Below are 12,339 nucleotides of genomic sequence, written 5' to 3'. Positions count from 1 at the left end.
GCGCGACGGGTCCCATCAATCAGCACATCCCGTTTCGAGCCTCGCCGCCCGCCGGGGTGCGCCGTGAGTGCCGTGCCATGGAGCGCGGATTGTCTCCCTTCTTCATAAAGGCTTCATCCGGGAAGCCGCACGAGCCGCATGTGACCCCAGTTGACTGCAGGACGAGTCAGAGAAGGCCGGCAAACAGGGTCGGCGGATATGGGAGGAAGGCATGCGACATCACGTTCGGCTCTCGGCGGCAGCCTCGGTGACTGCCATGACGTTGGCCGTCGCGGGGTGCGGAGGGACCGAGACGCCTGCCACGGAAGGCGGGGCGGATCCCTCGGCCAGGGCCTCCGGCACGGCCGCCCCCGCCGAATCGATCAAGATCAATGAGGAGGAGTGGTTCCGCGAGATCCGTCTGGAGGACTGGGCTGAGAATGGCGGCGAGACCGCCGCGATGCAGGGGGTGCTGCAGCGTATTCAGAAAGCGACGGGCAAGAAGGAGAATCCGCAGAGGTTCGACACCGTGGTCGATCCCGGTCCCGGCAATTGGCTCACGGAGTGGAGCACCATCGGAAAGAAGGCGATGACCAAGGCCGATGCCGCCCGTTCCAGCGGCGATGCCGATGTTGCGCTCAACCAGTACCACGCGGCATCGACCTACTTCACGGCGGCCGCCTATCCCCAGCACCGGGAGTCGGAACAGGAGGAGAAGGCGTATGAGATGGCGAAGGCCGCATATGAAAAGGCGGCCCGTCTCAAGGGCTGGCGATTCGAGCGGCTGCGGGTGCCCTTGGAAGGCGGAACGTTCGAGGCGTTCCTCCATCTCCCCAAGGGCGTTGGCCCGTTTCCCGTTGTCCTCTCTACAGGCGGCATCGACCGCGCCAAGACCGTGCACTGGCCGCTGTTCGAGAAGTATCTCGCTCCCGCCGGTGTCGCCATGGTCTCGTTCGACAACGCGGGATTCGGTGACAGCAAGGACTACCCCGCCGACCGTCCGGACATGGACCGCCTTTACAGCGCCGTTGTCGACACGCTGCTCGAGAACAAGCACATCGACGCGAAGCGTGTAGCAGCCGTAGCCACGTCCTACGGAGCGAACGCGGTGGCACGTTCAGCATTCACCGACGACCGGATCAGGGCTGTGGTGGCCATCTGCAGCCCGGTGCACGAGGCGCTCAACGCCGGAGCCGAGTTCATCGACAACCTCACGCCGCAGCCGCGGGCGGCGCTGGCCGCCCGCTTCAACGTCCCGGTCGAGAACACGAAGCGAATGGGGCAAATCATCAAAAAGACGTCCCTGGTCAATCAGGGTCTGGTGGGCAAGAAGCGAACCGATACCCCGATCCTGGCGATGACCACACCGGACGACCCCTTCGCGCCGATCGAGGACCTCAAGCGACTCGCCGCCGCATCCACCGATGGCGAGGTCAAGATCACCGGGGGTCATGGACACTGCCCGACGGTCAAGGAGCGCGACCGGTCAACCTGGGGCTGGTTGAAACGACACCTGTGACACGGCACGCACGCCCCCGTCCCCTGTCGGACCGGGGCGTGCGCTCGTCCCCTCGATCGCTGGTCAACGCCGGAGATCGGGTTGATCGCGATCGTCCTGGATCGAGGCGTGGTCACAACCCCGGCCCGGTCATGCTGGGAAAGGGGAGGCGACCAGTCGGTAGCCGACGTTGCGAACCGTGCCGATGAAGCGCGGTTGTGCCGCGTCATCGCCCAGTTCACGTCGGAGGGTGCGGATGTGCACGTCCACCACGCGCTCGTCACCGAAGAAGTCGTGTCCCCATACACGCTCAAGCAATCGACGGCGTGTGAAGACATGACCCGGCACCTCGGCGAGAGCGTGCAGGATGTCGAAGTCAAGCGCGGTGAGCTCGACGACGTGTTCGTCCCCGACGACGACCGTGCGACGGGCGGGGTCGATCAGCAGTCCCTCGAAACGGAGGATGACGTCCTCCGTGGCGGCCGCATCGCCGGACACGGTGGAACGGCGCAGGATCGCACGGACGCGCAAGGCGAGCTCCCGGGCACTGAACGGCTTGCTCACGTAGTCGTCGCCACCCGCGGTGAATCCGACGACCCGGTCGACCTCCTCGTCTCGGGCGGTCAGCAGGATCACCGGGACCTCGCTCCTTCTACGGAGGCGCCTCAGCACCTCGAAGCCGTCCAGTCCGGGCATCATCACGTCGAGGATCACCAGATCGGGCTTCTCATCGAGCGCTGCCCGCAGCCCGCCAGTGCCGTCCGCGGCCTCCTTCACGGCGAACCCGTCGGCTTCGAGGTAGGCGCGGACCAGCATTCGGATCTTCGCGTCGTCGTCGACGACGAGGATTCGTTTCGCCCCCATGCCGACCACTATCCCAGCGGGGAGGCCGCCGCGGTCCGGGGTTCCTGCAGTCTGGGGAGCGCCCTGGCCGTCCGCCGAAACGACGACGCAACCCAGATGGGGGCGGGAGGGGTGTCGTCACGGCCGCAGCGGAAAACTGCCGGACGAAGCCCAGCGCAGGCACGGTGTGAATCCGCGAGCCCGCTGAGTCAGCGTGACCGGGCCTGAACCCGCCCTGGTCGTGCGGGGAGCCGGACGCGGAACGCCGCCCCCTTGCCGGGGCCCGGAGAACTGACGGTGATCTCGCCGCCGTGCGCCGAGACGATGCCGCGGGCGATGGTGAGGCCGATCCCGCTGCCCGTGGCCGGTGCCGGCCGGTCGGCGTGTTCCACCCGTTCGAATCGGTGGAAGATCCGCTCCAGGTCCTCCTCCGCGATGCCGATCCCTGTGTCGACGACGTCGATCACAGCGTTGCCACCCTCCTGCCGCACCGTCACGTCGACCCTGCCGCCCGCATCCGTGGCGGCAAGTGCGTTGCCCAGCAGATTGGTGACGACCTGCACGATGCGTTCGCGATCGACCTCAGCGTGGACAGGTGCAGACGCCACGACCTGGAGTCCGACCCCCTGGTCCTCGAACTGCGGCCGTAGCCGTTCCGCTGTCCGCAGTGCCGTGTCGGCCAGATCTGTTTCACCGCTGACGAGCTGGAACGCGCCCTCTTCCACCCGGGAGAGGCTGGACAGGTCCGAGGCGAGCCGCTGGAGACGCGCGATATCGTCCCCTAGCGAGGCGAATAGCTCGGGCGACGGCGCGAACACCCCGTCGATAAGGCCTTCGACCTGTCCGCGCAACATCGACAGCGGGGTCCGCATCTCGTGGGCGACCTCGGAGACCAGCCTCGCCCGCCGCCGTTCGACATCGGCCAGCTCGGCGGAGAGCCTGTTGACATCGGCCGCCAGTCGCCCCAGCTCCGGCTCACGGGGCACGGGAATCCGCTCACCGTAGTGACCTGCGGCCATGCTGCGCGTGGCGGCACGAATGCGGTCCAGCGAACGCAGCAGCAGCCGGGACGTCGCCGTCGCGCCCACCACCGCGACGGCGATCCCCACCAGCAGAGCGATCCCCACCGCTCTGTCGAACGCCGACTCGATCTCGTGGGAGAGGACAACGCCGGTCTCCTCCTCGGGTTGGAACTCGTCCGGCACCAGAAGTGCCGCCGCGGTGAACATCGCCGCGAGCGCGACGACAACGACCGCCACGTAGGAGATGAACAGCCTGGTGCGCAGGCGCACGGCGCGCCACCACCGACGGTCGGGCAAAGGATCCACGCTGTGCTTCCTCTCCCGTCCTGCGAGGCTCACCACGATTGACTCCCCGTCAGCGTCTCACCCGTCGCTGCCCGTGCGGGGGGTGCCGAACCGCTGGCACCACACCGAACGACGCCCCCACCCAGCCGCCTTCACATGGCTGCGACCAGCTAAGCCATCACCTGCAGTAGTTGCGACGCAACGCGGCCCCGCGTGACGGCCGGCTGCGTAGCGGCATGTCGTTGAGGGGCCTCACCCGCCGGTGGCGCGGGTGGCGATGCCGTCCAGGAGGAGGTCGAGTTTGCGGCCGAACCACACTTCGGGCGGGTCGTGCAGCGCGGCTCTCATCATGGGGGCGACGGCCGGGCCGGCGGCGGACGCCCAGTCCCCGCCGGGATCGGCCGTGGTCAGCGCCCGGCGCGTCCGGGCGACCTGCCGGGCCTGGGTGAACTGGGCGACGGTCAGGTCGAAGACGGCGTCCACGGCCAGAAAGGCGTCGGCGGCGGTGAAACGCGCGCCGGTGAGCCGGTCGACGGCGCGGCCGAACCGCTCGGTCATCCGGGCGGGGTAGCCGGTCAGGGCCGCGACCTCGCGCTCGATGCCGGGATGCGCCTCGAGGAGCCGCCACAGCGTCCACGCCTGCGCCGACAGGTCGGCCCGCCAGTCGCCCGTCTCCGGGGGCCACGGTGCGCGCTCGATCGCCCGGTCGAGCATCGCCACCACCAGGCCCTCCCGGTCGGTGACGTGCCGGTAGAGCGCCGAGTGGCTGACCCCGAGCCGGTCGGCGACGGTGGTCAGCGTCAGCCGCTCGAACCCGAGGCCGAGGGCGGCGTCGGCGATCGCCTCGCGGGTCAACCGGGGCGGCCGGCCGCGCCGCGGGCCGCGGGCCGGTCTGGAGACGTCACTGGTACCGGCCACGCCCCCATTCTGCCGGACGGGCGCCACCGTGACCCGGGCGAATTAGTGACAATCTGTCTCTATTAAGTTAGGGTCGCCTAATATTATGCCCGGGCAGGTTGGAGGCCGCCATGGAGAACCGCTACCGGCCCGGATGGGCGCTGGCCCTGGTGACCGGCGCCTGCGTCCTGATGACCCTCGACATCACGATCGTGAACGTGGCGCTGCCCGAGATCCGCGACGCGCTCGGCTCCGACCTCGCCGGCCTGCAGTGGATCATCACCGGCTACACGCTGGCCTTCGCCTCGCTGCTGCTCACCGCCGGTTCGCTGGCCGACGCGACCGGCCGCCGCCGGGTGTTCACCTTCGGCGTCGCGCTGTTCACCCTCGCGTCGCTCGGCTGCGGACTGTCCACCGGCGTCGTCATGCTCGACGTGATGCGCGCCGTGCAGGGCGTCGGCGGCGCCTTCGCCTTCGCCCCCGCCATGGCGATCATCGCCGCGCACTACACCGGCCCCGCCCGCACCAAGGCGATCGCGGTCTTCGGCGCGGTCTCGATGGCGGCGGGCGCCCTCGGCCCGCTGATCGGCGGCGCGCTCGTGCAGGGGATCGGCTGGCGCTCGCTGTTCCTCGTCAACGTCCCGCTGGGCGCCGCCGTGGTCTGGCTGACCTTGCGCCGCATGGCACCCGACGGCCGGCGCGGCGGGTTCCGTCCCGACATCCCCGGCGCGCTCACGCTCGCGGCCGGCATGTCCGCGATCGTCCTGGCCCTCCTGCGCGGCGAGCAGCAGGGCTGGACGTCCGTCGCGACCCTCGCCCAAGCGGGGACGGGCGCCCTGGCGATGGGCGTGTTCGCCGTCCTTCAGCGGTTCGGCCGCCACCCGCTGCTCGACCTGTCCCTTTTCCGCATCCGGTCCTTCACCGGAACCTCCATCGTCGCGCTCCTCGCCCGCGTCGTGAGCTTCGGCCTGCTCGCCTACCTGGTGCTGTTCCTGGAGGCGGTGTACCGGCTTGACGCGCTGCAGATCGGCGTCCGTCTGCTGGCGCTGAGCCTGCTGTTCGTGGTCGGCGGCCTGGCCGCGGCGCGCCTCGCCGACGCCGTCCCGCCCGGCGCGATCGTCTGCGCCGGCTTCCTGATCAGCGCCACCGGCCTGGCGGCACTGCGATTCGCGGACGCCGGCGGATCCTGGGCCCGGATCCTGCCCTCCCTCGTCCTGCTCGGCCTCGGCATGGGACTGGTCGCCACCCCGTCGATGACCATCGCGATGGGCGTCGTGCACCCGTCCCGCACCGGAACCGCCTCCGGCGTCATCAACTCCTTCCTACCCCTGGGCACGGCGCTCGGCACGGCCGCCTTCGGCGCCCTCTACAGCGCCCGCCTGGACGGAGGGCAGCGCGGCCCGGACGACATCACCGGTGCTCTCGCCCTCATCGGCACCGTCGCCGCGTTGATCGCCCTCGCCGGAGCTGTCGCCGGCGCGCTCCTCATCCGCACCTCGGACCTGCACACCGAGACGTCTGGAGCCGACGCGCCGCCCTCCCTCGCGACCGCGCCCGGAGCTGACGAACAACCGAAAGGCAATTAGTCGGCCTTACCTGTTTTGAGAAGGAGTGATCGTGGCCCGTACGAACCTGAATGCGGTACGCGTCAAGCCGGAGACTTCCGAGCTGATCACTTTGCGTGTCCTGCGGACCGAGCGGATCTCACCGCATTTCGCGCGAGTCACACTCGGGGACGGCGACATCGACCGGTTCTCGCCTATGGGCTTCGACCAATGGTTCCGGCTGTTCATTCCCGTCGACGGCGGAACGCTGGCCCGCGTCCCGCGGAAGCTGACGACGACGTCCTACCTGCGGTACCTGACGGTCTCCAAGACGCAGCGCCCCGTGCTGCGCAACTACACCGTCCGTGCCTACCGCCCGGACGGCATGGACGGGCCCGAACTCGACGTCGACTTCGTCCTGCACGGCTCCGCCGACGACCAGACCGCGGGCCCCGCCGCCATCTGGGCCACGACCTGCACCAAGGGCGACATCGTCGGCATCCTGGACGAAGGCATCGGCTTCAACCCGGCACCGTCGATCGACCGCGTGCTGCTCGTCGCCGACGAGTCGGGCCTGCCCGCCGTCGCGGGAATCCTCTCCGCACTGCCTCCGGGCACCAAGGGCCGCGTCCTGGTCGAGCTCCCGTCCGAGGACGACCGGCAGGACCTCACCACCCCCGACGGCGTCGACGTCGAATGGATCGTCCGGGAGAACGGCGTGCCCGGACGGACCGTCCTCAAGGCCGCGGAGTCCCTCGACCTGCCGACCGAACCGTTCTTCGCCTGGACGGTCGGCGAGCAGACACTGCCCACCCAGTTGCGCCGCCACTGGGTGAAAGCGGGCGTGCCCAAGAACAACATCATGTTCTGCGGCTACTGGCGCAACACCCACAACCACTGAGCCATAAAAGCGCCCCCGTATTGGCCGCCTGGCGCAGCCAATACGTCGCGGTCGCGAGTCCGCCCTCGCCCGTCGTCCCTGGACTGCGGTCAGGCGGCCCCGGGAATCACCTGCTCACCGAATGCGGCCTTGGTGATCGGTGCCCACTCCCGCCAGACGCGGAGTCGTTCGGCGTAGATCTCCTCGATCTCGGGAAGTGTGTGCCCGAGGACGAGCCGCCGGGGAGGATTCTCGGCGTCGGCGATCGTCAGTATCGCGTCCGCGGTCGCTTTCGGGTCCCCGAGGATCCACTCCTTGGCCGTCGCCTCGCGGACCTCGTCGTAATCAGGGTGCTGGTCGGTGGTCCGCATGCTCCTGCTACCGGCGAACTCCGTGGCATATGGACCGGGCTCGACCGCGATCACGTGGATCCCGAACGAGGCGACCTCCTGGGCGAGTGACTCGGACAGGCCCTCCACCGCCCACTTGGAAGCGTGATAGGCGCCGATGCCGGGATACGCGCGGACGCCGCCCTCGCTGGTCACCTGCAAGATGCGGCCGGACCGCTGGGCCCGCAGCACGGGAAGTACCGCTTGGGTCACCCAGACGGTGCCGAAGAAGTTGGTCTCCATCTGCCGGCGCAGCTCATCCTCAGTAAGTTCCTCGACCATGCCGAAGAGCCCGTAGCCGGCATTGTTGACGACAACATCGATGCGACCGAACCGCTCGACGGCGTGCTCGACCGCGCCGGCTACGGCGGGACGGTCGGTGACGTCGAGGCGTAGCGGCAGGATTGCGTCCCCGAACTGCTCCGCGAGCGGCTCAAGCGTGGTGACGTCACGGGCCGTCGCCGCGACTCGGTCGCCGCGCTTCAGCGCGGCTTCCGTCCAGAGACGGCCGAAGCCCCGGGAGGCGCCTGTGACGAACCAGATCTTTTCGAGAGCGGACAACTGACTTTCCTTCCGTGAAGGTGTCTTCGCTCTTCGAGCATCGAGGTACCTCAGGCATTCCACAAGCGACGATGAATCATAGGAAGGATGCGTAACACGCATATGTAACGTGGAGCCCATGGCCGAGTTCACCATCCCCGCGCTGCGCGTCGTGCACGCCGTCGTCGGAAGCGGGTCTTTCACCGCGGCGGCCGAGCTCCTCGGGTACACCCAATCGGCGATCTCGCGGCAGGTGGCGGCGGCGGAGTCGGCCGCGGGAATGCCCTTGTTCGTGCGCAAGGCCCGTGGGGTGGAGGCGACCCGTGCCGGCGAGGCGGTCGCGCGCCGGGCGGCTCTGGTGCTGGCCGAGCTCGACGCGACAGACCGCGAGCTGGCCATGCTCTCCGACACGCTCGCCGAGCAGGTGACCGTGGGGGCTTTCCCGACCGCGACCTGGTCGCTCGTCCCGAGGATGGTGGCGGCGCTCAGAAGCGAGCACCCTGCGCTGGCCGTCGAACTGCACGAGGCATCCACGCCCGCTCTGGTGCGCCAGGTGCGTGCCGGAGGGGTCGACGTCGCTGTGATGGCCGTCGGTCAGGACCTGCCCGACTACGACCTGCGCGGCCTGAGAGCCGAGCGCCTGACGACCGGCGGCAAGGGTGTCGTCGCTGTGCCGCGAGGCCACCGCTTGGCCGGCCGGTCGCGGGTCACCGTCGACGACCTGGCCGGCGAGTCCTGGATCGCCGGGGCGGGCCTGCGAGGTGACCCGCAGTTCGGTCCCTGGCCGACGTTGCCGCAGCCCCGGATCGCCCATCGCATCCGCGACTGGAACGCCAGGCTCGGCTTCGTCGCCGCCGGACTGGGCATCACGACGGTTCCCCAGCTCGCTGTTCCGGGCTTGCCCGCCGAGGTCGTCACCGTCGAGGTCGAGGACCCCGCGTGGTCCGGACGGTCCACCCTGGCCGTGACCAAGCCGGAGCCGACCGGAGGACAACGCGCCGTCGTGGCCGCACTCCGCGACGCGGCCACAGGTGACGCCTGACCTCTGCGGGCCCAGCCAGCCAACAACGTTCCGCTCCTCCTCACTGTGTGTAGGCATGCGGCGGAGGCATGGTCAGCGGCTCAGAGTGGCAGGAGCTGCGATTTCAGGAAGGTGACCACGGTAGGCAGGACGGCTGTGCCGTCGTGGCCCACGCCCTCGACGACGTCCATCTGGACCTGCGCGCCCAGGTCCTTCAGGGCCGTGGCGAGAGCGTGTGCGCGTGAGAGGCGGTCGGGGCCGCCGTCGGCCGGGGGTGAGGCGCTGGTCGACGGGATGTTGTCCAGCGATCCGGCTAGGACCTGGATCGGTACCCGCGCCACGGCGTCGGGATCGAAGGCGTGGCCGAACCGGTCCTGGAGGTCGTCGATGCCGCGCGGCCAGGAGGCCGCGGTGGGCAGGGTGATGCGGCCGGGCGCCCCGATCGAGACGGCGGTGAGCCGCTCGGGATGCACGTAGAGGAAGCGGTGGCTGAACTGGCCACCGCCGGAGAAGCCGTGCAGGAAGAACGGCGACGCCTCGACGTTCCACCGGTGCGCCACGTCGTCGATCATGCCCAGCAGCACGCTGTCGAAGCGGATGCCGGCGTAGGCGAGGTCGTGGTAGTTGTCGATCGCGTCGGCACCGCCGATTCCGGCCGGGAAGTGCGGCGTCATCACGACGGCGCGTTCGGTCCGGGCCAGCTCGGCGAGCTTGTCGAGATAGAGCTCCGTCCGCCGGCCCGTGCCGTGGACGAACACCCACAGCCGCAGCGGCGGTTCGTCGTCCTGGATGTCCTCGGGCACGAACAGGGCGTAGGAGAACCGCGGGTCGAGGCGTGCGGCGAAGGACGGTGTGCGGCCGGTGAGAATCGTCCGGCCGAGATGGTCGGACGGCAGGTCACGCAAGCGGGTGGGGGAGGACGGCATGGGGAAACCGTACTTGACAGATTTGCTATTGCATATAACATCTGCCAGGTGTGACGGCGCCCACATCGGGTCCGCGATCGTGTGAGGAGCACTGGGTGATGAAGATCAGGATCGCGGCCGCGGCGACCGCGGCCGCCGGAGTCCTCGCGCTGACGGGATGCGGCGGGAGCGGGGACGGCTCCGCCTCCCCGGCGTCGACTCCCTTGGCCGATGTCGGCACCGCCTCTCCGGTGACCCCTCCCGCCGCGGACGTGCTGGCCGCCGCCGAGAAGGAGGGGTCGGTCCTGCTCTACACCGACGCCGACGACCAGATCATGGACCCGATCCGCAAGGCGTTCGAGAAGAAGTACCCGAAGATCAAGGTCAAGGTCCTCAGCCTGAACAGCGACCAGATCTTCCAGCGCTACCAGACCGAGAACGCGACCCGTACGCGCACGGCCGACGTGGTGATGCCGATGAACCTGGCGGCGATGCAGGAGTTCGCGAAGCGCGGCGACTTCGTCGACTACAAGGATCCCAACCTGCCGAACCTGCCCGACTACGCCAAGCTGGCCCCCGGCATCACGGCCGTCTCCCTCGACCCGGTGATCGCCGTCTACAACAAGGCCCTGCTGCCCAAGGACAAGCAGCCGAAGACGCTCGCCGATCTCGCCAAGCTCTCCGCGACCATGAAGGGCAAGATCGGCACCGTCGACATTGGGAACCCGGTCGGGCTGGAGGCCACGCAGGCCTACGTCGCCAAGGGCGGGGACGCGTCCTGGGCCACCCTCGAGGAGTTGGGGAAGAACACCACGATCGAGTCCAACGTCGGTCCTCTGGTCCAGAAGGTGCTCCAAGGCCAATACGCCGCGTCGTACTTCGTCAGCGGCGCCGTCCGCGCGCTGATCACGCCCGACGCGGCGAAGGTGCTCGACTGGACCTACCTCAGCGACGCGACTCCGGTGCTCCCGCGCACGATCGCGGTGACCAAGGCCGGGCAGTCGCCCGCCGCGGGGAAGGTCTTCGTCAACTACATCCTCTCGGTGGAGGGCCAGGAGGCCGCGTGCAGGGGTGGTTTCAGCCCCTACCGCGACGGTGTGAAGTGCGCGTTCGGCGTGCCCTCGATCAAGAAGGTCACCGGTACCGAGGACCTCGACATCATGAACTTCGAGAAGGCCGCCGGCGGCCGCGCCGCCATCGAGCCGCGGTGGAGGGCGGCGTACGGCCGGTGACCGCGTCCCTTCCGCCGGAGCGCCGGCTGGACCCGGTCGTCCTGGAGATCTGGTGGAGCCGCCTCGCCGCCTTCGTGGACGAGGCGGCCACCACCCTCCTGCGCACGGCGTTCTCCACGATCATCCGCGAGTCCAACGACCACACGGTCGTGATCATGAACAGGGCCGGGGAGACGGTGGCCGAGTGCCGGGCCGGCCTCCCGGCCTTCACCGCGCTGATGACGCCCCTGACCCAGGAACTGCTCCGCCGCTATCCCGCCGAGGACTGGCAGGAGGGCGACCGGGTCATCACCAACGACCCGTGGATCGGCATCGGGCACCTGCCCGACCTGGCCATGGTGGCGCCGGCACCCACCGCGGCGGCCTCGGCCAGGTGATCTCGGTGCGGAACACCACCGGCCGCCCCTGGCAGGTGGCCCTCCTCGGGGACCGGGAGCACCATCCGCCGCGCGGGCTCCTGGGCGGATCACCCGCCCTCGGAACGGCGGCCGCGATCGACGGCGAGCCCGTCTCGCCGGTCAAGTCGGTCACACCGCTCGCGCCCGACGCCACGGTGGACCCCCTGTTCGCCGGCGGCGTGGGCTTCGGGCCCGCCGATCAACGCGACCCGGCCGCCGTCACCGCCGACGTCCGCCTCGGGTACCTCACCCCCGAGGCCGCCGCGCGTGACTACCCCGGCCACGACCCGCAAAGGAACACCCAGTGAGGCCAGCGAGGACCGCGCGCGTCGGCGTCGACATCGGGGGGACGTTCACCGATCTCGTCCTCCACGACGAGTCACGCCAGATCACCCGCACCGGCAAACTGCTCACCACCCCGACGGCCCCGGGCGCGGGGTCCTGGCGGGCATTCAACGCCTCCTGCAGGAGTCGGCGATCGGATGGGACGACGTCGCGACGATCGTCCACGGCACCACCCTGATCACCAACACCGTCCTGGAGAGGACCGGCGCCGAGATCGGACTCATCACCACCGAGGGGTTCCGCGATGTGCTCGAGATGCGGGGGCGAGGTCCGGTTCGACACCGAGAACCTCTTCGCCCGTCCGGCGCCCGTCCTCGTGCCCCGGAACCGGCGCTCGGACGTCCCCGAACGGGTCTTGGCCGACGGCACCGAGCACCTCGCCCTCGATGAGGAGGCCCTCCTCGGTGCGGCGCGCACGCTGCTGGAGGAGCATCACGTCGAGGCCCTCGCCGTCGCCTTCCTCCACTCCTATCGCAACCCGGCCCACGAGCGCCGGGCTCACCACCGTGGACGAGGCCAAGGCGTTCCCGGTGAAGCTCCTGGAGTCCGGGCCCGCCGCCG

12 protein-coding genes and 2 pseudogenes are annotated in these 12,339 nt (G+C 69.6%); 9 read left to right on the top strand and 5 right to left on the bottom strand.

Going from position 1 to position 12,339, the window contains the following annotated elements; translation table 11 throughout:
* The first annotated feature begins 256 nt into the window (after positions 1-256).
* Positions 257-1,498: an alpha/beta fold hydrolase gene (locus K8Z49_RS08820; RefSeq protein WP_412518053.1), complete on the top strand. Its 1,242-nt coding sequence runs from the start codon at positions 257-259 to the stop codon at positions 1,496-1,498.
* 129 nt (positions 1,499-1,627) lie between these two features.
* Here K8Z49_RS08820 and K8Z49_RS08815 read toward each other — a convergent pair whose 3' ends face one another.
* The 3 genes from K8Z49_RS08815 to K8Z49_RS08805 form a co-directional block, all read right to left on the bottom strand.
* A complete protein-coding gene (locus K8Z49_RS08815; RefSeq protein ID WP_021592075.1) occupies positions 1,628-2,341 on the bottom strand; it encodes a response regulator transcription factor in 714 nt (237 codons plus the stop codon).
* Positions 2,342-2,529: 188 nt separating this feature from the next.
* Positions 2,530-3,612: a sensor histidine kinase gene (locus tag K8Z49_RS08810; RefSeq protein WP_412518051.1), complete on the bottom strand. Its 1,083-nt coding sequence runs from the start codon at positions 3,610-3,612 to the stop codon at positions 2,530-2,532.
* A gap of 267 nt (positions 3,613-3,879) precedes the next feature.
* Positions 3,880-4,545: a TetR/AcrR family transcriptional regulator gene (locus K8Z49_RS08805; protein ID WP_024934873.1), complete on the bottom strand. Its 666-nt coding sequence runs from the start codon at positions 4,543-4,545 to the stop codon at positions 3,880-3,882.
* Positions 4,546-4,655: 110 nt separating this feature from the next.
* Here K8Z49_RS08805 and K8Z49_RS08800 point away from each other — a divergent pair, with 110 nt between their 5' ends.
* Positions 4,656-6,110, top strand: a complete 1,455-nt coding sequence (locus K8Z49_RS08800) for an MFS transporter (RefSeq protein WP_021592072.1) — start codon at positions 4,656-4,658, stop codon at positions 6,108-6,110.
* 31 nt (positions 6,111-6,141) lie between these two features.
* On the top strand, positions 6,142-6,969 hold the full coding sequence (locus K8Z49_RS08795) for a siderophore-interacting protein (RefSeq protein WP_412518048.1): 828 nt from the start codon (positions 6,142-6,144) through the stop codon (positions 6,967-6,969).
* Positions 6,970-7,058: 89 nt separating this feature from the next.
* On the opposite strand, the gene K8Z49_RS08790 is transcribed toward K8Z49_RS08795, so the two are convergent.
* A complete protein-coding gene (locus K8Z49_RS08790) occupies positions 7,059-7,898 on the bottom strand; it encodes an SDR family NAD(P)-dependent oxidoreductase (protein WP_412518046.1) in 840 nt (279 codons plus the stop codon).
* A gap of 118 nt (positions 7,899-8,016) precedes the next feature.
* On the opposite strand from K8Z49_RS08790, the gene K8Z49_RS08785 reads away from it, so the two are divergent.
* On the top strand, positions 8,017-8,919 hold the full coding sequence (locus K8Z49_RS08785; protein ID WP_075021889.1) for a LysR family transcriptional regulator: 903 nt from the start codon (positions 8,017-8,019) through the stop codon (positions 8,917-8,919).
* Between the two features lie 80 nt (positions 8,920-8,999).
* Here K8Z49_RS08785 and K8Z49_RS08780 read toward each other — a convergent pair whose 3' ends face one another.
* The gene (locus K8Z49_RS08780; protein WP_412518044.1) at positions 9,000-9,824 is read right to left on the bottom strand and encodes a hypothetical protein; all 825 of its coding nucleotides are present in this window, start codon (positions 9,822-9,824) and stop codon (positions 9,000-9,002) included.
* 98 nt (positions 9,825-9,922) lie between these two features.
* Here K8Z49_RS08780 and K8Z49_RS08775 point away from each other — a divergent pair, with 98 nt between their 5' ends.
* The 5 genes and pseudogenes from K8Z49_RS08775 to K8Z49_RS08755 form a co-directional block, all read left to right on the top strand.
* Positions 9,923-11,035 carry an ABC transporter substrate-binding protein gene (locus K8Z49_RS08775; protein WP_412518042.1) on the top strand — a complete coding sequence of 371 codons (1,113 nt, stop codon included), beginning with the start codon at positions 9,923-9,925 and terminating at the stop codon, positions 11,033-11,035.
* Entirely contained in the window at positions 11,032-11,412 is a 381-nt protein-coding gene (locus K8Z49_RS08770; RefSeq protein WP_412518040.1) for a hydantoinase B/oxoprolinase family protein, read from the top strand. The genes K8Z49_RS08775 and K8Z49_RS08770 overlap by 4 nt, the downstream gene beginning before the upstream one ends.
* A gap of 5 nt (positions 11,413-11,417) precedes the next feature.
* The gene (locus tag K8Z49_RS08765; protein ID WP_412518038.1) at positions 11,418-11,741 is read left to right on the top strand and encodes a hypothetical protein; all 324 of its coding nucleotides are present in this window, start codon (positions 11,418-11,420) and stop codon (positions 11,739-11,741) included.
* Positions 11,738-12,168: pseudogene (locus tag K8Z49_RS08760) on the top strand (hydantoinase/oxoprolinase N-terminal domain-containing protein). The gene K8Z49_RS08765 and the pseudogene K8Z49_RS08760 overlap by 4 nt, the downstream one beginning before the upstream one ends.
* A pseudogene (locus tag K8Z49_RS08755) lies at positions 12,134-12,220 on the top strand (hypothetical protein); the annotation flags it as partial. The pseudogenes K8Z49_RS08760 and K8Z49_RS08755, both read left to right, overlap by 35 nt.
* Positions 12,221-12,339 lie beyond the last annotated feature (119 nt).

The sequence above is a fragment of the Actinomadura madurae genome (assembly GCF_047130825.1).
In the GTDB taxonomy this organism is placed as follows: Bacteria; Actinomycetota; Actinomycetes; order Streptosporangiales; family Streptosporangiaceae; genus Spirillospora; species Spirillospora madurae.
Note: the sequence above shows the minus strand (reverse complement) of the source record. Positions and strands in the feature narration are given on the sequence as shown.